This is a genomic window from Streptomyces avicenniae, assembly GCF_000719135.1.
GTDB lineage: Bacteria > Actinomycetota > Actinomycetes > Streptomycetales > Streptomycetaceae > Streptomyces > Streptomyces avicenniae.
In genome coordinates this window covers 202,934-222,811 of sequence record NZ_JOEK01000004.1, presented here as the reverse complement: position 1 = coordinate 222,811, position 19,878 = coordinate 202,934, and the positions used below count along the sequence as shown (strand labels likewise).

General features: G+C 75.7%; 20 protein-coding genes. 6 read left to right on the top strand and 14 right to left on the bottom strand.

What is annotated here, in order from left to right:
* Positions 1 to 64: 64 nt before the first annotated feature.
* Both IF27_RS09680 and IF27_RS09675 read left to right on the top strand, forming a co-directional pair.
* Positions 65 to 259, top strand: a complete 195-nt coding sequence (locus IF27_RS09680) for a hypothetical protein (RefSeq protein ID WP_052849019.1) — start codon at positions 65 to 67, stop codon at positions 257 to 259.
* A gap of 2 nt (positions 260 to 261) precedes the next feature.
* Entirely contained in the window at positions 262 to 1,689 is a 1,428-nt protein-coding gene (locus IF27_RS09675) for a hypothetical protein (protein ID WP_190232885.1), read from the top strand.
* Positions 1,690 to 1,710: 21 nt separating this feature from the next.
* Here IF27_RS09675 and IF27_RS09670 read toward each other — a convergent pair whose 3' ends face one another.
* Entirely contained in the window at positions 1,711 to 2,919 is a 1,209-nt protein-coding gene (locus tag IF27_RS09670; RefSeq protein WP_052849017.1) for an ROK family protein, read from the bottom strand.
* 26 nt (positions 2,920 to 2,945) lie between these two features.
* On the opposite strand from IF27_RS09670, the gene IF27_RS09665 reads away from it, so the two are divergent.
* Positions 2,946 to 4,214: an MFS transporter gene (locus tag IF27_RS09665; protein ID WP_110945719.1), complete on the top strand. Its 1,269-nt coding sequence runs from the start codon at positions 2,946 to 2,948 to the stop codon at positions 4,212 to 4,214.
* A gap of 138 nt (positions 4,215 to 4,352) precedes the next feature.
* Positions 4,353 to 4,841 (top strand): GNAT family N-acetyltransferase, encoded by a 489-nt coding sequence (locus tag IF27_RS09660; RefSeq protein WP_052849016.1) that lies wholly within the window; start codon positions 4,353 to 4,355, stop codon positions 4,839 to 4,841.
* A gap of 200 nt (positions 4,842 to 5,041) precedes the next feature.
* Here IF27_RS09660 and IF27_RS09655 read toward each other — a convergent pair whose 3' ends face one another.
* From IF27_RS09655 to IF27_RS09645, 3 genes are all read right to left on the bottom strand, one after another.
* A complete protein-coding gene (locus tag IF27_RS09655) occupies positions 5,042 to 5,710 on the bottom strand; it encodes a response regulator (protein ID WP_052849015.1) in 669 nt (222 codons plus the stop codon).
* Positions 5,707 to 6,954, bottom strand: a complete 1,248-nt coding sequence (locus IF27_RS09650; RefSeq protein WP_052849014.1) for a sensor histidine kinase — start codon at positions 6,952 to 6,954, stop codon at positions 5,707 to 5,709. The genes IF27_RS09655 and IF27_RS09650 overlap by 4 nt, the downstream gene beginning before the upstream one ends.
* A gap of 133 nt (positions 6,955 to 7,087) precedes the next feature.
* A complete protein-coding gene (locus IF27_RS09645) occupies positions 7,088 to 8,395 on the bottom strand; it encodes a geranylgeranyl reductase family protein (RefSeq protein ID WP_052849013.1) in 1,308 nt (435 codons plus the stop codon).
* 119 nt (positions 8,396 to 8,514) lie between these two features.
* Here IF27_RS09645 and IF27_RS09640 point away from each other — a divergent pair, with 119 nt between their 5' ends.
* Positions 8,515 to 9,891, top strand: coding sequence for a dipeptidase (locus IF27_RS09640; RefSeq protein WP_052849012.1), 1,377 nt, complete (start codon positions 8,515 to 8,517; stop codon positions 9,889 to 9,891).
* Positions 9,892 to 9,909: 18 nt separating this feature from the next.
* Here the strand turns inward: IF27_RS09640 and IF27_RS30940 are convergent, their stop codons facing one another.
* From IF27_RS30940 to IF27_RS09600, 8 genes are all read right to left on the bottom strand, one after another.
* A complete protein-coding gene (locus IF27_RS30940) occupies positions 9,910 to 10,500 on the bottom strand; it encodes a hypothetical protein (protein ID WP_052849011.1) in 591 nt (196 codons plus the stop codon).
* A 113-nt stretch (positions 10,501 to 10,613) separates the two neighbouring features.
* Complete coding sequence (locus IF27_RS09630) at positions 10,614 to 11,285, bottom strand: class F sortase (RefSeq protein ID WP_110945731.1); 672 nt, start codon at positions 11,283 to 11,285, stop codon at positions 10,614 to 10,616.
* Positions 11,286 to 11,379: 94 nt separating this feature from the next.
* Positions 11,380 to 12,402 carry an NUDIX hydrolase gene (locus tag IF27_RS09625; RefSeq protein ID WP_052849010.1) on the bottom strand — a complete coding sequence of 341 codons (1,023 nt, stop codon included), beginning with the start codon at positions 12,400 to 12,402 and terminating at the stop codon, positions 11,380 to 11,382.
* 27 nt (positions 12,403 to 12,429) lie between these two features.
* On the bottom strand, positions 12,430 to 13,389 hold the full coding sequence (locus tag IF27_RS09620) for an ROK family protein (RefSeq protein WP_052849009.1): 960 nt from the start codon (positions 13,387 to 13,389) through the stop codon (positions 12,430 to 12,432).
* A 44-nt stretch (positions 13,390 to 13,433) separates the two neighbouring features.
* Positions 13,434 to 14,723: a DUF6986 family protein gene (locus IF27_RS09615; protein ID WP_052849008.1), complete on the bottom strand. Its 1,290-nt coding sequence runs from the start codon at positions 14,721 to 14,723 to the stop codon at positions 13,434 to 13,436.
* A 70-nt stretch (positions 14,724 to 14,793) separates the two neighbouring features.
* A complete protein-coding gene (locus tag IF27_RS09610) occupies positions 14,794 to 15,756 on the bottom strand; it encodes an electron transfer flavoprotein subunit alpha/FixB family protein (RefSeq protein WP_052849007.1) in 963 nt (320 codons plus the stop codon).
* 46 nt (positions 15,757 to 15,802) lie between these two features.
* A complete protein-coding gene (locus IF27_RS09605) occupies positions 15,803 to 16,588 on the bottom strand; it encodes an electron transfer flavoprotein subunit beta/FixA family protein (protein ID WP_052849006.1) in 786 nt (261 codons plus the stop codon).
* A 174-nt stretch (positions 16,589 to 16,762) separates the two neighbouring features.
* Positions 16,763 to 17,086, bottom strand: coding sequence for a TlpA family protein disulfide reductase (locus tag IF27_RS09600; RefSeq protein ID WP_052849005.1), 324 nt, complete (start codon positions 17,084 to 17,086; stop codon positions 16,763 to 16,765).
* A 218-nt stretch (positions 17,087 to 17,304) separates the two neighbouring features.
* Here IF27_RS09600 and IF27_RS09595 point away from each other — a divergent pair, with 218 nt between their 5' ends.
* A complete protein-coding gene (locus IF27_RS09595) occupies positions 17,305 to 18,018 on the top strand; it encodes a lysophospholipid acyltransferase family protein (protein WP_052849004.1) in 714 nt (237 codons plus the stop codon).
* 16 nt (positions 18,019 to 18,034) lie between these two features.
* On the opposite strand, the gene IF27_RS09590 is transcribed toward IF27_RS09595, so the two are convergent.
* Positions 18,035 to 19,114, bottom strand: coding sequence for a threonine aldolase family protein (locus IF27_RS09590; protein ID WP_052849003.1), 1,080 nt, complete (start codon positions 19,112 to 19,114; stop codon positions 18,035 to 18,037).
* Entirely contained in the window at positions 19,093 to 19,866 is a 774-nt protein-coding gene (locus IF27_RS09585) for an SDR family NAD(P)-dependent oxidoreductase (RefSeq protein WP_052849082.1), read from the bottom strand. Before IF27_RS09585 ends, IF27_RS09590 begins: the two co-directional genes overlap by 22 nt.
* Positions 19,867 to 19,878: the final 12 nt, after the last annotated feature.

Genomic DNA, 19,878 nt, shown 5'->3' with positions numbered 1-19,878 from the left:
ACCCATGGTGAGCTTTACAGTGCTCACAGTGAAGGCCGTCGCCGCCGGTACATCGGGAGTGCACATGATTCTGTCCGTCTCGGGGGTCGTCCTGCTGGGCGTCGTCGTCGTGCTCCTCTTCCGCAAGGACGGGCTCAAGGTCTCGCACGCGGTGGTCTGCGGGCTGTTCGGCTTCTACCTGTCGAGCACCGCGGTCGCGCCGAGCATCGCGGCCGGCGGGCAGAGCCTGGCCGAACTCCTGGGCGGGATCTCCTTCTAATCGTGTACGGATGGGAAGTCGTGGGGCGTGGCCTCATGCGGCTCGTGCTGGTGGCCCGCGCGCGGTGGGCCCGCACGCCCAGGGAGCGGCGCGTGCCGCTGGCGCTGGGCGCGACCGTGCTGGTGGCAGGTGTGGCGGTGGTGCCGTACGGGGGGTGGCTCGCGGGCGGGCTGCTGCTCGCGTCGGCGCTGGTGGCCGGGCGCCGGGCGGACTCGGCGGACAAGGCGTCGGCCGCGGCGGCCGACGCGCGGCTGACGCTCCTGTACGAGGCGCTGGTGCCGTACTTCGCGGCACCTGCCGACCCGTCGCCCGAGCCCCTCTACGTGCCGGGCGGCGGCTGGGAACGGTGCTTCCCCGCCTACGAGTTCGGCGGCGACGGGCGGCTCGCCCGGCTGCGGCTGGTCTACCCCGCGTTCTTCCCCGACGGCGACCCGGACAGCCGCGCGCGGGTGGAACGGGTGCTGGCGGGCAAGGCGGGCCGGGACCGTGAGGTCAGGTTCCGCTGGTCGGAGGAGCGCAACGAGCTGGAGACCGTGGTGCTCCAGCCGCTGCCGTCCGGCATCGGGGCGCAGCGGTTCGTGACGGGCCCGGGGGAGATCGTGCTCGGCTTCACGGACGAGTGGGCCGTGGACCGTACGGTCCCGGTGCACGGCGGGGTGGACTACGGCGAGCGGCTGGACGCGGCGCCGGTCGTGTGGCGGACGGGGCCGCGCGCGGCGGAGCCGCACCTGCTGGTCGTCTCGGCGCCGGGGGCGGGGGCGACATCGCTGCTGCGGTCGGTGGCGCTCCAGGCGCTGGAGCAGGGCGACGAGGTGCTGCTCGTGGACGGCGGCGGTGGCGGGGAGTTCGCGTGCTTCGCGGGGCGGTCGGGCGTCGTGGGCGTGGAGTCCACGGCGGCGGGCGCGGTCGCCGCGCTGGAGTGGGCGATGCGGGAGACGGAACGCAGGCTGCTCGCGGCGGGGCGGACGGAGCGTTCGCTGTGGCTGGTCGTGGACCGGCCCGCGCTGATCGGGCACCTGGCGCGGGTGCGGGGTGCGGGCGATCCGCTGGCCCTCCTGGAGGTGCCGCTGCGCTACGGGCGCGCGGGGCGGGTGACGGTCGTCGTGGGCGAGCAGGCGGAGGCGCTGGAGCGGCTGGGGCAGCTCGTGCCCGGGTGCGCGCGGGCCAGGGTCGTGCTCGGGGCGGTGAGCGGGGCGCAGGCGGGGGCCGTGCTGGGCGTGGCGGCGCCGGGGCGGGCGGCGCCGCCGCTGGGGCCGGGCAGGGGGCTCGCGCGGCTGGGGGGCGGGCCGGTGTACCGCCTCCAGGTCCCGGCGACGCCCGACCCGTACGACGAGGCGGCGGACGAGTCGGCGCGCCGGGCGGTGCTGGCGCTGCTGCCGGAGCGGCGGGCCGTGCCGTACGGGCCGCCCCCGGCGGTCGAGGGGCTGTGACCGCCGGGCGGGCGTGCCGTCTCAGCCGCTGAGGGCGGCCAGCGGGTCGTCGAGGACGGGCTGCCAGGCGAGTTCGCCCGCGCCGACGAGGCCGCCGTGGTGGAGGCTCGTGGGGAGGATCGGGACGCTGCCGCTGCGGCCCCACAGGCTGCGTTCCTCGACGACGGCGCGCAGCCGCCCCGGGTCGGCCTCCAGCAGGGTGCGGTGGAGGCCGCCGAGGAGGATGCGGTCGGGGTTCAGGATGTTGACCAGCCCGGCGAGGCCGAGGCCGAGGCGGTCGATGACGGTCCGCGTCGCGTCGCGGACGGTCGGGTCGGCCGGGTAGCCGGAGCGGACGAGGGCGCCCGCCTGGTCGAGGAGGATGCCCTCGGGTCCTGGCTCGCGGCCCGCGGCGGCGAGCAGGGCGCGGGGGTCGGTCTCGATGTCGAGGCAGCCGCGACTGCCGCAGTGGCAGGGCTTGCCGTCGGGATCGACCGTCAGGTGGCCGACCTCCAGGGCGAGCCCGGCGCTGCCGCTGTGCAGTCGGCCGTCCACGACGAGGGCGCCGCCGACGCCGTGGTGGCCGGTGGCGACGCACAGGAGGTGCCGCGCGCCCTGGCCCGCGCCGTGCCGGTGCTCGGCGAGTGCGGTGAGGTTCATGTCGTTGCCGCAGTAGCCGGGTGCCCGGATTCCGGCCTCGGCGAGGCAGTCGGTGAAGATCCGCCGGACCGGGGCGCCCACCGGCCACGGCAGGTGGAGCGGGTTGAGGGCCGTGCCGTCGGGCTCGGCGACGGCGGAGGGCACGGCGAGCCCGGCGCCGACGCACCGGCGTCCGCTGTCGCGCAGGAGCGCGGCGCCGGTGGCGACGACGGCGCGCAGCACCTCGGCGGGATCGGCGTCCACGGCCGGGCCCGGGGGCGCGGTCGCGACGAGACGGCCGCCGAGGCCGACGAGGGCGGCGCGGTAGCCGTCGGCGTGCACCTGGGTGGCGAGGGCGACCGGGCCGTCGTCGGCGATGGCGAGGCGATGGGAGGGGCGGCCCTGTCCGCCGGTGGAGGCGCCGGGTCCTGCGTCCACGGTGATGAGGCCCAGGGTCTGGAGCTCGGCGGCGACGGCACCGGCGGTGGCGCGCGTGACGCCCAGTTCCGTGGTGAGGACGGCGCGGGTGGGGGCCCGGCCGGTGTGGACGAGTTCGAGTGCCGGGCCAAGGGCGTTCCGGCCTCTGTCCAGCCTGGTGCGAGGGGAGGTCACGTGCCTATTGTGGCTTTGTGTCTCCCATGAACAAACGCCGGTCGGCGCCGACCCGGCGTGCCCCGCGCGCCGCCGCTCCGCCCGGGGCGCCGTCCGCGGCGGCGGAGGACGTGCTGCGCCGCCTGCGGATCGCCCTCACGGGCTTCTTCGCCCTCGACGGCTTCCTCTTCGCCGGGTGGGTCGTCCGCATCCCCGACGTGAAGGAGCAGACGGGGGCGTCGGCCAGCGCGCTGGGGCTCGCGCTGCTCGGGACGTCGGCGGGCGCCGTGGTGACGATGACGCTCACCGGGCGGTTGTGCCAGCGGTTCGGCAGCCGGGTGGTGACGGTCGTGGGGCTCGTGCTGCTGGCGCTGACGGTCGCGCTGCCCCCGCACACGCATTCCGCGGTGGTGCTCGGTGCCGTGCTGCTGGTGTTCGGCGCGGCGTTCGGGGCGGTGAACGTCGCGGCGAACAGCGTGGCGGTCGATCTGGTGACGGCGACGCGGCAGCCGATCATGCCGGGCTTCCACGCGGCGTACTCGCTGGGCGGCATGATCGGCGCGGGTCTTGGCGGGCTGGTCGCGGGGCAGTTGACGGCCGCCAGGCATCTGGGGCTGCTTGCGGCGGTCGGGGTGGTGGTCGCGCTGGTGATGGGTCGCGCGCTGATCGCGGGCACGCTGCCCGTCGTCGGCGGTGGCGCGGGCGGGACCGCCGGTGCGGCGGAGGGGTCAGGGCGTGCGGTGGCAACCATGGCGGCGGGGACGCCGGTGCGGCGCCTGGTGATCGTCCTCGGCTTCATCGCGCTCTGCTCGGCCTACGGGGAGGGCGCGCTCGCCGACTGGAGCGCGCTGCACCTGAAGGAGTCGCTGGACGCGAGCGCGGGCGTGGCCGCCGCCGCCTACTCGGTGTTCGCCGGGGCCATGACCGTGGGCAGGTTGACCGGTTCTGCGATGCTGCGGCGTCTCGGGCAGAGCACCAGTCTCGTCCTCGGGGGCACGACGGCGGCGGCCGGGATGCTGCTGGGCGCGCTGGCGCCCACGGTGTGGCTGGCGCTGGCCGGGTTCGTGCTCACCGGCCTGGGGCTGGCCAACATCTTCCCGATAGCGCTGGGGCAGGCCGGGGCGGTGGCGGGGCCGCGCGGGGTCGCCGCCGCCTCGACGCTGGGATACGGCGGGATGCTGCTCGGGCCGGTCGCCATCGGCTTCCTGGCCGACTGGTCCTCGATGCCCGCCGCGCTCACCACGGTCGCGGCGCTGGCCGGGGTGTCGGCGGTCATCGCCCACCTGACGCGGGACGCGGTGCGGCCGGTCGGCTGACCGGCCGCGGGGCCTCCCCCTCCCCCGGCAGGCGTTCGAGAACTCAGGGCCGTCGAGCCCGAGGGCTCGGTAGGGTGACCGCTGCTGCGGGCCTGTTTCCGGCTCGGCAGGAGGCTTGGTCCGCTGGAGGGGGTAAGGGTGATCGACGTCGTGCTGAAGCTGTCCGTACGCGATCTGAGGCCCACGGACCTGGAGTCGTGCGGCTGGGCGGGGTCCGAGCCGCATCTGGCCGATGTCGCGAAGCAGGTGGAGCGTGCCAGGCTGGGTGAGGTGGACTACCTCGCGGTATGCCCGCCGACGGACATGCCGGTGGCGGTGGGCGGCATCGACTACCGGACCGCGGAGGGCGCCGGGACGCTCTGGCAATTGGCTGTTCATCCCGCCTTGCAGTCCTGCGGGATCGGCACGCTGCTCATCGGCGTGGCCGAGCAGCGGATCAAGGACCGCGGCCTGCGTCGTGCGGAGCTGGGCGTGGAAGAGGACAACGTGCGGGCCCGGGCGCTGTACGAGCGGCTGGGCTACCTTGCCTTCGATCGTCGGCCCGAGGCGTGGGACGTGCTGGACGCCGACGGCTCGGTGCGGCGTCACGAGACCATGTGCACCCTGCTGCGCAAGGAACTTCGTTAGCGGAGGCTCTTCCGCGGATCGGGCGCCGCGCCGTGCAGGCCATCCGGTCGGCCTGTTCCGAGCAGTCGCCGTCGTCTTCCGCGTCCAGTCGGTGGCGGATGACCACACTCCCGGCAATGCCGCCGGCCCGCCCCTCCCGACCTCGCACCACGCCCATCCGACCGGGCCGGATCTCGGACCGGAGTTCCCCACACCCCCTCTCAGCCGAGCCAGCCGGGCCTGACGAGCCCGGACTCGTAGGCCAGCACGACGAGTTGGGCGCGGTCGCGGGCGCCGAGCTTGATCATGGCGCGGCTGACGTGCGTCTTCGCGGTCAGCGGGGAGACGACGAGCCTGCGGGCGATCTCCTCGTTGGACAGCCCCATGCCGACGAGGGTCGTCACCTCCCGCTCCCGCCCGGTGAGGCGGGCGAGAGCGGCCGTCGCGGACGCCGGGGGGCGGGAGCGCGCGGCGAACTCGGCGATCAGCCTGCGGGTGACACCGGGCGACAGCAGGGCGTCGCCCGCGACGACGGCCCGGACGGCACGCAGCAGTTCGTCGGGCTCGGTGTCCTTCACGAGGAACCCGGAGGCGCCGGAGCGCAGGGCCTCGAAGACGTACTCGTCCAGTTCGAACGTCGTGAGCATGACGACGCGCACGGCCGCCAGCTCCGGGTCGGCGGTGACGGCGCGCGTGGCGGCGAGGCCGTCGAGCACGGGCATCCTGATGTCCATCAGGACGAGGTCGGGGCGCTGCGCGCGGACGAGGCGCAGGGCCTCGGCGCCGTCCGCCGCCTCGGCGGTCACCTCGATGCCCGGCTGGGCGTCGAGCAGCGCGCGGAACCCCGCCCGGACGAGGACCTGGTCGTCGGCCAGCAGGACGCGGATCACTCGGGTCTCCCTGGACGGGCGGCGGACACGGCCGGCTCGGCGGGCTCGGCATGGGCCGGGTCGGGCGCGGGTCCTGGCGGGCGTTCGGCGGGCGGGGCGAGCGGCAGGCGGACCTCCACCCGGAAGCCGCCGCCGGGCACCGGTCCCGCCGTGAGGGTGCCGCCGCAGGCCGCGGCCCGTTCCCGCATGCCCGTCAGGCCGTTGCCGCTGCCCGCGTCGTGGCCGCCGGTGGCGGGGCCCGCGTCCTCGATCCGCAGGTCGAGCGCGCCGGGCACGCGGCGCAGCCGCACGCGGGCGGTGCGGGCGCCGGAGTGGCGGACGATGTTGGTCAGCGCCTCCTGGGTGACGCGGAAGACCGTGAGCCCGGCGGCCGGGGGGAGCCCTGGGACGTCGTCCGCCTCCAGGTGGACCCGCAGGCCCGCCGCCGCGGCCTGCGCGGCCAGCTCCGGCAGGTCGGCGAGCCCCGGGGTGGGCGCCCTGGGGGCCGCGCCCGGGGCGCGAAGGGTGTCGAGCACCTGCCGCACCTCCCCGAGGGCGTCCTTGCCCGCGCTCCTGATGGCGAGGAGGGCGGTGCGGGCCTGGGCGGGGTCGCTGTCCAGGAGGGCGAGGCCGACGGCGGCCTGGACGTTGATCACGGCGATGCTGTGGGCGAGGACGTCGTGGAGTTCGCGGGCGACGCGCAGCCGCTCCTCGTCGGCGCGGCGGCGCTCACGGGCCTGCCGCTCGGCGCGTTCGGCGGCGTGCCGTTCACGGCGGAGCCTGACCAGCTCGGCGACCGAGAGGACGGCGACGGTCCAGGCGGCGGTGGCGGCGTCCGAGCCCCAGTCGGCGGACGCGTCGGCCGGGGCGGGCAGCCAGGGGTGGAGCCAGTGGCCCATGACCAGGCGTGCGATCCACAGCGCGCCCATCGCGGACCAGGCGGCGTACCGGCGACCGGCGACGACGGCGTGGAACGAGGCGGCGACCACGCTCAGGAACACCGGGCCGAGCGGGTATCCCGCGGCGAGGTAGACGGCGGTGACGAGCGCCGTGCCGACGGCGACCGCGCCGGGGCGCCGGTAGCGGGCCGCCAGGAGCAGTGGGCCGAGGGCGAGCAGGAGGTGGCCGGTCGGGTCGAGCGCCGTCTGGCCCGTCTGATGTGCGTCCGCGAACCGTGACCCGGCCTGCTGGACCAGCAGGACGAGGACGGGCAGCAGCCAGGTCCGGCGGAGGCCGGGCGGCTCGGGCGGGGGTCGTACACGCATGTCAGCCACGGTAGTGCGCCGTGCGCGGCGGGTCGTCAGCCCGGCGGCGGCACCTCTTCTACTCCCGCCGTAGTAGGAGACGGCGACCTTCGTCGGACCGGACCGGACCTGGCGTGACCGGACCCGCTCGCCGTCAGGCGCGTCCCGGCTCCGCCGCCGCGTCGCCTTCGGGCCCTGGCGTCTCCGCCGGTGCCTTGTCCAGCGCGGCGAGCGCCCGGCGGGCCACCGGATGCGAGCGCACGATCCCCGCCAGCGTCGTGGAGCCCCGCGTGATCTGCGCGAACGCGGTCCACGCCGGGCGGAAGCCGATGAGCGTGGTGTGCAGCAGCCTGGGCCGCTGCGAGAAGATCGTCAGCAGCCGCCGCCCGACCCCCATCTCCACGCCGAGGCCGCTCTTGATGGCGAACGTGTAGTTGAGCGCCTGCCGCCGGGCGTCCACGGCGTCGCCCGCCTCCGCGATCCGGACCGCCCACTGCCCGGCGAGCCGCCCCGAGCGCAGCGCGAACGAGATGCCCTCGCGCGTCCACGGCTCCAGCAGCCCCGCCGCGTCGCCGCAGACCAGGACCCGGCCGCGCGACAGCGGCGAGTCGTCGGTGCGGCAGCGGGTGAGGTGCCCCGAGGAGATGGACGGCTCGAAGCCCGAGAGGCCGACGCGCGCCGTCAGGTCCTCCAGGTAGCGCTTGGTCGCGGCGCCCTCGCCCCGCGCGGAGATGACGCCGACGGTCAGCGTGTCCCCCTTCGGGAAGACCCAGCCGTAGGAGCCGGGCAGCGGGCCCCAGTCGATCAGCGCGCGGCCCCGCCAGTCCTCCGCCACCTCGGGCGGCACGGGGATCTCGGCCTCAAGCCCCAGATCGACCTGCCCGACGCGCACCCCGACGTGCGCTCCTATGCGGCTGGCGCTCCCGTCCGCACCGACGACGGCGCGGGCGAGCAGTGTCCCGCCACCCGCCAGGACGACCGCGACCGTACGGCGGTCGGGCACGGCGGGACCGTGCTGCTCGACGCGTGACACGGCGGCGCCGGTGCGCAGTTCGGCGCCCGCCTTGACGGCGGCCTCGACGAGGCGCTGGTCGAACTCCGGGCGGTTCACGAGGCCGAAGAGCATCCGCTTGGAGCGGCGGGTGCGGGTCAGCCTGCCGTTCAGCGAGAACGTGACCGCGTGCACCCGGTCGCGCAGCGGGAGTTCGAAGCCGGGGGGCAGCGCGTCCCGCGAGGGGCCGATGATGCCGCCGCCGCAGGTCTTGTAGCGCGGCAGCTCCGCCTTCTCCAGCAGCAGGACCCGGCGTCCCGCCTCGGCGGCGGCACGTGCGGCGGAGGCTCCGGCGGGACCGGCGCCCACGACGACGACGTCCCACACCTCACTGGTCCCGGCTCCGTCTTCACTGGTCACGATGTGCTGTAGCTCCCCGCTGTGTTCCGTCCGTCGGTCACCGCTGGGCATCCTACGCAGCCCCGGGCGCGGACGACGGCTGTGGGATCATCGGACGCATTCCCGTTCGACGGCACGCCTCGTCGTTCCGGTCCTCATGGCCGCCCGCGTGCCCGCACAAGGAGCGTCCCATGGAGCACAGTGCCCAGCATGCCGCGATCTCTGCCGCCGTCGCCGCGCTGATGCCGCAGGCCAAGGAGGAGTTGACGGAGCTGGTGGCCTACCGGTCCGTCGCCGACCCCGCGCAGTACCCGGCGAGCGAGTGCCTCGGCGCGGCGGAGTGGATCGCCGCCGCGCTGCGGGCCGAGGGCTTCGCGGACGTCGCCCTGCTGGAGACGCCGGACGGCACCTCCTCCGTCTACGGTCACCTGCCCGGCCCCACGGGTGCGCCGACCGTGCTGCTGTACGCGCACTACGACGTGCAGCCGCCGCTGGACGAGGCCGCCTGGACCACTCCCCCGTTCAGCCTCACCGAGCGCGACGGGCGCTGGTACGGACGGGGGGCGGCGGACTGCAAGGGCGGCGTGCTGATGCACCTGCTGGCCCTGCGCGCGCTGCGTGCGTCGGGCGGCGTCCCGGTGGGCGTGAAGGTGATCGTGGAGGGCTCGGAGGAGCAGGGCACCAGCGGTCTGGAGCAGTACGCGGAGGCGCACCCGGAGCTGCTGGCCGCCGACGCGATCGTCGTCGGCGACACGGGCAACTTCCGCGTCGGCGTGCCCACGGTGACGGCGATGCTGCGCGGGATGGCCATGGTGCGCGTCCGGGTGGACACGCTGGCGGGGAACCTGCACTCGGGCGCCTTCGGCGGCGCCGCGCCCGACGCCCTGGCGGCGCTGATCAGGATGCTGGACTCGCTGCGCGCCGAGGACGGTTCGACGACCGTGGACGGCCTGGCGGCCGACGGCGTGTGGCAGGGGACGCAGTACCCGGAGGAGACGTTCCGCGCGGACGCGAAGGTGCTCGACGGGGTCGAGCTGATCGGCTCGGGGACCGTGGCCGACCGGGTGTGGGCCCGGCCCGCCGTGACGGTGCTCGGCATCGACTGCCCGCCGGTCGTCGGCGCCACGCCCTCGGTGCAGGCCCGCGCGGAGGCGCTGGTGAGCCTGCGGGTGCCGCCGGGGACGGCGGCGGGCGCCGCGAGCGACCTGCTGGCCGCGCACCTCACGGCCCGCGCGCCGTGGGGCGCGCGGGTGGAGGTGCGGCCGACCGGTGAGGGCGAGGCGTTCAGCGCCGACACCACCAGCCCCGCCTACGCCTCGATGGCCACCGCGATGCGGGACGCCTACGACGGGGCGGAGATGGCGGTGGTGGGCCAGGGGGGTTCGATCCCGCTGACCAGCACGCTGCACGGCCTGTACCCGGATGCCGAGATCCTGCTGATCGGGCTGAGCGAGCCGTCCGCGCAGATCCACGCGGTGGACGAGAGCGTGTCCCCCGAGGAGTTGGAGCGTATGGCGGTGGCCGAGGCGCTGTTCCTCCAGCGCTACGCGGTGAACGCCCCGGCCTGACGGCCTGTCGCCGCGGGCTCAGTGGCCCCGGCCGGTGCGTCCTCTGAAGGCGAACGCGGCGCCCGCCGCCGCGAGTGCGGTGATCCCGGCACCGGCCAGCAGGATCACGCTGCCGTTCCCGCCGCCGTCCTCCTGCGTGCCGCCGACACCGGCCTGCGCGCCGCGCGAGGGCAGCGTCGTGGCGCTCGCCGTCGCTGTGGCGGTCGCGGTGGCCGTGGCGGTCGCCGTCGCCGTCGCTGTGGGGGTCGGCGACGGCGACGCGGCGATGGTCAGCGTCGCGGTGCCGATCTCAGAGCCGCAGGTGAACACGACGTCGTACTGGGCTCCGACACGGGCGTCGGAGTCCACGGCGGTCCTGGCCGTCTGGGTCTGGCCCGCGGAGCCGAGGCTGACGCGGTCGAAGACGGCGGACTCGGCGAAGGCGTCGGAGTCGGTGCAGCCGGTGACGGTCAGGGTGACCGTGCCGCCGGGCTGGACGCTGGTCGGGGAGACGCTGAAGCCGAACGCCGTGGACTGCGCGGGTATCAGCGCCGACGCGGTGGGTGCCGCCGCGCCCAGCAGGATCGCTCCCAGCCCGGCGCCGGCCAGCGCGGTACGCAGTGTGCTCATCGGAATGGCTCCCTCTGTCGAAGTGCGTCGCCCCGCACCGCGACCCTAGGCCGACAGAACCACCCACACCCTCCGAAGCGGGACAAACGGGTTATTCCGCGAGGCCATCGGGGTCACCCGGCGTCCGACATGCGCGCGAAGACCACGACGTTCCCCTCGTACCCCTGGTCCGCGTCGAAGCTCCCGCCGCAGGTGATGAGGCGCAGCTCCGCCTGGCCCGTGGCCCGGTAGACGTGCGCGGGAAGGTCGGCCTTGTCGTAGACGGCGATGTCGTAGACCGTGAAGCCCGCCGCGCGGCCGTCCTCGCGGACGACCTCGATGCGGTCGCCCGGCGCGAGCGCGCCGAGGCCGTAGAAGACGGCGGGGCCCGCGGCGTTGTCCACGTGGCCGACGACGACGGCCGTGCCGTCCGCGCCGGGCGACGTGCCGTCCCGGTACCACCCGGCGAGGCCCGGGACGTCCTCGGGCGGCGACTCGATCCACCCCTCGGGGTCGAGCCCGACGGGGGTGAGCGGCGCGTCCACGCCGATGGCGGGCACGGAGACCCACGTCGGCACGGCGGGCGGCAGCGGCTCCAGGACGTCGCCCGAGGTCCCGGCCGCGCCGGGGCTCGCCGCGCCGGAGGGCTGCGGCGGGGGCCCCGCGTCGGCGGTGGGGCCGCCGTCGGGGGCGAGGACGAGCGAGACGCCGAGGACGAGCGCGGCGCCCGCCGTGCCGAGCACGGCATGGACGGTCCAGCCGCGCCGTTCGTCGGCGGGGTCCGGTACGTACTCCGGTATGCGCATCGCGGTCACCGCTCACGGAGGGGGCCTTCCCCGGTCCGGGGCCATCACCGGTAACGCTAGATCGCCCGGGTGCGCTCCGCGATCCGGCGGCGCGTCAGACGCCGACCGGCACGCCCGCCTGGAGGTTGAGCGCGCGCCCCTCGGCCCGCGCCCGCAGCGCCCAGCGCAGCCTGGCGAACCGTCCGGGCGACAGCATCTGTTCCGCCTCGTCCTCGGCGGCGAACCGCCAGCCGCGCAGTTCCTCGCCCGGCAGCAGCAGGCCGCCCACCCGGTCCGCGTCCAGCCTGCCGCCGTCGAACAGCAGCCGCAGGCCGCCGTAGCGGGGCGGGCGGGGCGGCTCCCAGTCCACGACGAGCAGCGGCGGCTCCTGGGCGAGGTGCAGGCCCAGTTCCTCGGCGACCTCACGGACGGCCGCGCGGGCGGGCGGCTCCCCCGGCTCCACGACGCCGCCGGGGAACTCCCAGCCTGGCTTGTAGGTCGGATCGACGAGGAGCACGCGGTCCTGGTCGTCGAAGAACAGCACCCCGGCGGCGAGGGTCTCCGCGCGGGGCGGCGGCGTCTGCACGATGGGACACAGGCCGTCGCCCCGGCCGACCGCCTCGGCGAGCAGGACGGCCGCCTCGCGCGGGGTGAGCCCCGAGGTGTCGAGCCGGTGGGTGTCCGCGGCGAGCCAGGACAACGCCGTCGTGGCGCCGGGCAGCAGGCCGGGCCCACGCCCGCGGGCCGCCTCGCCGTCCACGGCGGCGCATTCGTCGATCCGGGCGTGCCGGAACGTTTCCTCCCCGTCGAGCAGGAAGTGCTGCACGGCGATCCTGCGGGTGGCGAGCCCGCCGAAGATCTCGTCGCGGTACTCCTGGCGCAGCAGCGTCATGGGCGCGACGAGCGGCCCCGGCAGCTCGGCGAGGAGGGCGGTCGCCGTGTCCACGACGAGGCGGCGCCACGCCGGGAGGTCCTGCACGTCGCCCACCTCGGCGAGCCGCCGCTCGGGGAGCAGGGCGCGCAGGCCGTCGCCGACCACCCCGGGGTCGAAGAGGGCGCTGCCGGGCAGCAGCCCGACGAGTTCCGCGGCCACCGCGCCCTTGCCCGCACCGGACGCACCGTTCAGCCAGATGATCACGTGGCCCCCTCCTTCATCCGCCGTGAATCAGTTGCCCACTTGTGCCCGTCCCGAAAACGTGTCCGACTGCCAGCTGGCCGCGGCGGCGCCCACGAGGCCCGCGTCGGTGCCCAGTTCGGCGGGGACGACCTCAAGGCCGCGGACGAACGGCAGGGTGGCGTAACCGGTCAGGGCCCGGCGCAGCGGGGCGAACAGGACGTCGCCCGCCTGGCCGACGCCGCCGCCCACCACGACGGTCTCGATCTCGACCAGGGTGGCGGTCGCGGCGATGCCCGCCGCCAGCGCGCGGGCGGCGCGTTCGTACGCCTCGCGCGCGACCGGGTCGCCCGCGGCGGCGGCGACCGCGACACCGGCGGCCGTGGTGTCGCCGTCCCCGCCGGGACGCCAGCCGGAGGCGAGGGCGTAGCGGGCGATGTTGGTGCCGCTGGCGATGCGTTCGACGCAGCCACGGCCGCCGCAGGGGCACAGCTCGCCGTCGAAGTCCACGCTGATGTGGCCGATGTGCCCGGCGTTGCCGGTCGGTCCTGGGCGCAGCTTCCCGTCGAGGATGAGGCCGCCGCCGACGCCGGTGGAGACGACCATGCACAGCGCGTTCGTCCGGCCGCGCGCGGCGCCGCGCCAGTGCTCGCCCGCGGCGATGGCGGCGCCGTCGCCGACCAGGGTGACGGGCAGCGGGCCGGCGGTGTCGGTGATGCGCGCGACGAGGGGGAAGTCGCGCCAGGCGGCGATGTTGACCGGGCTGACGGTGCCGGTGCGGGCGTTCACGGGCCCGGCGCTGCCGACGCCCACGGCGGCGACGCGCGGCCACAGCGCGTGCGCGGTCAGGGCGGTGACCACCTCGGTGAGGGCGCCCAGCACGTTCGCGGCCGACTCCGCGGCGCGGGTCGGGCGCTGGACGCGGTGGAGCAGTTCGCCGGTGCCGTCCACGAGCGCACCGGCGATTTTCGTACCGCCGATGTCCACGGCGGCGACAAGATCAGTGGTCATGAGGACGAAGCCTGATCCGTCCGTCCCCGGATTGTCCAGTCCGGTCAGGGTGAGGTGCGCGACGTGCGTCCCGCGAGGGTGTGCAGGTGGGAGCGGTCGAGGCCGCAGGCCGCGGTGACCTCGGCGGTGTCCAGGGCGCCGCAGTCGAGGCCGCGCAGGAGGAAGCCGCTGAGCGCGCGGGCGGTGGCGGGTTCGTCCAGGACGCCGCCGGTGCCGTCGCCGCCGGTCCAGGCGGCGAGGCGTGACGCGGCGGCGGGCAGCCCTTCGCGGTAGAAGGCGTAGACGGCGGCGTAGCGGGTGGGGAGGTGTCCCGGGTGCATGTCCCAGCCCTGGTAGAAGGCGCGGGCGAGGGCGCGGCGTACGAGGGCGTGGTGCAGGCGCCAGGCGTGGTGGACGCGGTCGGTGGGGCCGACGGGCAGGACGTTGGTGGAGCCGTCGCTGAGCCGCACGCCGGTGCCCGCAGCCGCGGCCTGCATGACGGCCTTGGCGTGGTCGGCGGCGGGGTGGTCGGCGGACTGGTGGGCGGCGCTGACCTGGCAGGCGGCGCTGTAGTCGAACGTGCCGTAGTGCAGGCCGGTGACGCGGCCACCGGCGGCGTCGATCATGCGGGCGACGGTGGCGCGGCCGTCGGCGCCGAGCACGGCCTGGGTCGTCTCGATCTGGATCTCGAAGCGCAGGCGGCCGGGGGGCAGGCCGGTGGCCTCCTCGAAGCGGGCGCAGAGCCCGGCCATGGCGGCGACCTGCTCGGCGTAGCCGGTCTTCGGGAGCGTGAGGTGGAGCCCGGCCGGGAGCGGGCCCGCGTCCAGGAGCGTGGTGAGGAAGATGTCGAGGGTGCGGATGCCGCGGTCGCGGACGGGGGCTTCGAGGCTCTTGAGGCGGATCCCGGCGTACGGCGGGGCGCTGCCGTCGGCGACGGCGCGGGCCAGCAGGCGGGCGGCGCGGGCGGCGTCGGCGTCCTCCTCGGCGTCGGGCCGGTTGCCGTAGCCGTCCTCGAAGTCGATGCGCAGGTCCTCGACGGGCTCGCGGACGAGCTTGGCGCGGACGCGGTCGTGGACGGGCGCGGCGAGGTCGGCGGGGAGGCCGAGGACGGCGGCGAGCGCGTCGGGTCCCGGGGCGTGCCGGTCGAGGAGGGCGAGGGCGGCGTCGCCCCAGGCGCGCGGGGTGCCGTCGGTGAGGCGGTCGGCCGGGACGTAGACGGTGTGGACGGGCTGGCGGGTGCCGGGGTCGCCGGGGTAGCGGCGGGCCAGGTCGGCGTCCACGGCGGCGAGTTCCGCGCCGACGGCTGCGGACGCGGACGGGGGCAGGGTGGTGGCGATCCGTTCGGGCTGCGGCATGCGGCGGGCTCCCGTTCGTACGCGGTCCTGGCGCGTCGGCCCGCCCGGGGCGGGCGGGCCGACGGGGAGGTCAGCCCTTGCGGGCCTTGATCTCCTCGGTCAAGGCGGGGACGACCGCGAAGAGGTCGCCGACGACGCCGTAGTCCACCAGCTCGAAGATCGGGGCCTCGGCGTCCTTGTTGACGGCGACGATCGTCTTCGACGTCTGCATCCCGGCGCGGTGCTGGATCGCGCCGGAGATCCCGGCGGCGAGGTACAGCTGCGGGGAGACGGTCTTGCCGGTCTGGCCGACCTGGTGCGCGTGCGGGTACCAGCCCGCGTCCACGGCGGCGCGGGAGGCGCCGACGGCGGCGCCGAGCGCGTCGGCGAGGTCCTCGATGACGGAGAAGCTCTCCGCGCTGCCCACGCCGCGCCCGCCGGAGACGACGATGGCCGCCTCGGCCAGTTCGGGGCGGCCGGTGGACTCGCGCGGGGCGCGGGAGACGACGGCGGTGCCGGTGGCGAGCGGGCCGAACGTGACGGCCAGTTCCTCGACGGTGCCAGCGGCGGGGGCGGCCTCTGGCGTCGCCGAGTTGGGCTTCACCGTGACGACGGGGACGCCCCTGGTCACGCGTGAGGTGGTGGAGTAGGCGGCGGCGAACGCCGACTGCGTGGTGACCGGGCCGTCGTCGCCCGGGGCGATGTCCACGGCGTCGGTGACGAGCCCTGAGCCGGTGCGCAGGGCGAGCCGGGCGGCGATCTCCTTGCCCTCGCCCGAGGAGGGCACCAGGACGGCGGCCGGGCCGACCGCGTCGAACGCGGCCTGGAGCGCGTCCACCTTCGGCACGAGGTGGTAGTCGGCGAACTCGGGGGCGTCGGCGGCGAGGACGCGGGTGGCGCCGTGCTCGGCGAGGACCGGCGCGGCAATGTCGGCGCCGGGGCCGAGGTGGACGGCGACCGGGTCGCCCAGGCGGCGGGCGAGGGTGAGGAGTTCGAGCGTGGGCTTGCGGACGGTGCCGTTCTCGTGATCGACGAGGACGAGGACTTCGGTCATGGCGTGCGGTCTCCTCCGTGGGAACGTGCGGGCGGGCTGCGGCGCGTCAGACGAACTTGCGCCCGGCGAGGAACGCGGCCAGCAGCTTGCCGCCCTCGCCCTCGTCGTGGACGATCTCGCCCGCCGTGCGTGCCGGGCGCTCGGTGGCCGACAGCACGGCGGTCGCGGCGCCCGCGAGGCCGACCTGCTCCGCCTCGATGTCCAGGTCCTCCAGGTCGAGGTTCTCGACCGGCTTCTTCTTGGCCGCCATGATCCCCTTGAAGGAGGGGTAACGGGCCTCCCCCGACTGGTCGGTGACCGAGACGACGGCGGGCAGCGACGCCTGGAGGCGTTCGGTGGCGGCGTCGCCGTCGCGGCGGCCGGTGACCTTGCCGTCGGCGACGGAGACCTCGGACAGCAGCGTGACCTGCGGGACCCGGAGGCGTTCGGCGAGCAGGGCGGGCAGGACGCCCATGCCGCCGTCCGTCGAGGCCATGCCGCAGACCACCAGGTCGTAGCCGATGTGCTCGACGGCCTTGGCGAGGACGAGCGAGGTGCCGAGCACGTCGGTGCCGTGCAGGTCGTCGTCCTCGACGTGGACGGCCTTGTCGGCGCCCATGGACAGGGCCTTGCGCAGCGCGTCGGCGGCGTCCTCGGGGCCCGCGGTGAGGACGGTGACCTCGGCGCCCTCCGTGGCCTCGGCGATCTGGAGGGCCTGCTCGACGGCGTACTCGTCGAGCTCGGACAGCAGCCCGTCCACGGCGTCGCGGTCGGTGGTCAGGTCCTCGGCGAAGGACCGGTCACCGGTGGCGTCGGGCACGTACTTCACACAGACAACGATCCTCAGACTCACGCCGGTTCCTCCTGCAGTCGATCCGCACAGCCGGCCCTTCCACCCCGTCCGCGCCCGGGGCGCCACGACGATCGGCCCAGCTTGTTACTCGCCAGTACATCCAAGGGTATCCCCCGCGCGCAAGCATGCCGCACTGTGACGTGGCTCTCCGCGCACCGGTCGGACCCGGCCGTGTCAGCCGGTGACCGCCGCCCCGAGCGCGGCGATCACGTCCGCCCTGCGCGGCTGCCCCGTGGCGTGCCGGACGATGCGTCCCGCCGCGTCGAGGACGAGGACGGTGGGGGTCGCGGTCACGCCGAGGTCGCGGACGAGGTCGAGGCGCGACTCGGCGTCGATCTCCGCGTGGGCGACGCCCTCGACCATGGCGGCCACCTCCGCCAGCACCCGGCGGGTGGCGTGGCAGGGGCGGCAGAAGGCCGAGGAGAACTGGACCAGCGTGGCGCGGCGGCCGAGCGCCGCCACGTCGAGGTCCGCCGCCGTGAGCCGCCGTCCGTCCATGGGGTCGTCCTCTCCTCCGCCGCGCCGTGGCGCCGCCCCGCGCGCCGGGGCCGTCCCCTCGTCAAGCGGGCTCACGGTGCGTTCATTCCCGGTGTCGGGGCGGTATCGGCGGGTATCGGCGCGAGGGGTGGTGATCCGGCCGCCTTTCGGGCACGATCCAGCGACGCCGCAAGTTACGGTTGCGTAGGTCCCCCGCATGGAAGAAGGGCACTCCCCGCATGGCAGAGTTCGTATACCCGCCGGTCGTCGCCGTCGCGCGGACCATGTTCAAGGCGCTGGACCTGCGTCTCGACGTGGACGGCAGCGACCATGTGCCGCGCCGGGGCGGCGCCGTGCTGGTGAGCAACCACATCGGCTATCTCGACTTCGTGTTCGCCGGTTTCGCCGCGCGTCCGGCGAAGCGGCTGGTGCGTTTCATGGCGAAGGAGTCGGTCTTCCGGCACAAGGTGTCGGGCCCGCTGATGCGCGGCATGAAGCACATACCCGTGGACCGGGCGCAGGGCGAGGGCGCCTTCAACCTGGCGGTGGGCGCGCTGAAGAAGGGCGAGATCGTGGGCGTCTTCCCCGAGGCGACGATCTCCCCCTCGTTCACGCTCCAGAAGTTCAAGTCGGGCGCCGCGCGCATGGCGCAGGAGGCCGGTGTGCCGCTGCTGCCGATGGCCCTGTGGGGCACGCAGCGGCTGTGGACCAAGGGCAGGAAGCGGGACTTCGGCCGCCACCACTTCCCGGTGACGATCCGCGTCGGGGAGCCGATCGAGGCGAGCCGCGAGGAGTACGCGATGCGGATCACCCGGCGGCTGCGGGAGCGTATGGAGGAGCTGCTCGACGGGGCGCAGCGCGCGTATCCGGCGGAGCCGCGGGGCCCGGAGGACACCTGGTGGCTCCCGGCGCACCTGGGCGGCAGCGCGCCGCCGCCGGCCGCGGTCGGCTGACGGCGCGCGGGCGGCCTCAGCGGGCCATCTCCTCGCGGAGCGCGTCGAGGAACCCGTCCACGTCCTGCTCCGTCGTGTCGAAGGAGCAGACCCAGCGGACGTGGCCCGCGGGCTCGTCCCAGAAGTAGAAGCGGTGGCGCTTCATGAGGCGTTCCGCGGCGTCGTGGGGCAGCCTGGCGAAGACGGCGTTGGCCTCGACGGGGCGGAGGACCTCCACCCCGTCCACGGCGCGGGCGCCCGCGGCGAGCCGGGCGGCCATGGCGTTGGCCGCGCGGGCGGAGCGCAGCCACAGGTCACCGGCGAGCAGCGCCTCGAACTGCACCGAGACGAAGCGCATCTTGGAGGCGAGCTGCATCGACAGCTTGCGCAGGTGCGCCATGCCGCGCACGGCGCCCGGGGTGAGGACGACGACGGCCTCGCCGAACAGGAGGCCGTTCTTGGTGCCGCCGAAGGAGAGGACGTCCACGCCCGCGTCGGTGGTGAGGGCGGCGAGCGGGACACCGAGGGACGCGGCGGCGTTGGCGAGGCGGGCGCCGTCCATGTGGACGGCGAGGCCGTGCTCGTGCGCGGCGTCGCTGACGGCGCGGATCTCCTCGGGGGTGTAGCGGGTGCCCAGTTCGGTGGACTGGGTGAGGGAGACGGCCTGCGGCATGGCGCGGTGCTCGTCGGCGAAGCCCCACGCCTCGCGGGCGACGAGTTCGGGGGTCAGCTTGCCGTCAGGGGCGGGCACGGTGAGGAGCTTGAGGCCGCCGACGCGTTCCGGCGCGCCGCACTCGTCGGTGTTGACGTGGGCGCTCGCGGGCGTGATGACGGCGCCCCAGCGGTCGGTGACCGCCTGGAGCGCGACGACGTTGGCGCCCGTCCCGTTGAACACCGGGTACGTCTCGGCCCGGGGGCCGAAGTGGGCCCGGAAGACGTCCTGGAGGTGCGCGGTGTAGTCGTCGGCGCCGTACGCGGGCTGGTGGCCGCCGTTGGCGAGGGCGAGGGCTTCGAGGATCTCGGGGTGGACGCCCGCGTAGTTGTCGCTGGCGAAGCCGCGCCGCTGCGGATCGTGGTGGCGGCGGGCGTCGGTCGTCACGGTCGGGGGGTGAGCCACTGGCGGGTTCCGTTCACGTCTGCGGTGGGCTGCGACCACTGCGCGGCGATGGCGTCGGCGAGGTCGCTTACATGGGTGTGGCCGGGGAACGCGCGCTCGGGGTGCTCGGCGCGCTGGGCGTCGGTCAGCAGGGCCTTGACGACGAGGACGGTCGCGGCGGCCGGGGGCGGGCCGTCGGGCGGGGCCGCCTTGCGGAAGCTGTCGGCGAGGGCGAGGGTCCACGCCTCGGCCGCGGCCTTGGCGGCGGCGTAGGCGGCGTTCCCGGCGGTGGGGCGGGAGGCCCCGGCGGCGCTGACGAGGACGAAGCGGCCGTCGCCGCTGCGGGCGAGGGGGGCCTCGAAGGCGAGCGAGGTGTGTTGGACGGTGCGGATGAGCAGGCCGTGCAGGAGGTCCCAGTCCGCGAGGTCGGTCGCCGCGAACGTCCGGGAGCCGCGCCAGCCGCCGACGAGGTGGACGAGGCCGTCCACGCGTCCGTGCTCGCGCTCGGTGCGCGCGGCCCAGTCGCGGGTGGCGTCGGGGTCGAGGAGGTCCACGGTGGCGCCGGTGACGGTGGCGCCCGGCCGGGCCTCGCGTGCGGCGGCCACGGCCTCGGCGAGCCGTACGGCGTCCGCGTCGGCGCCCGCGACGGTCGCCCCGGCCGCCGCCAGGGCGCGCAGGGCGGCCTGTCCCGCCGGGCCGCCCGCGCCCGCCACGGCGACGACGGCGCCGCGGAGCGTGCCTGCCGTACGGGTGCCGTCCTGCGTCGCGTCCATGATCGCCGCCTC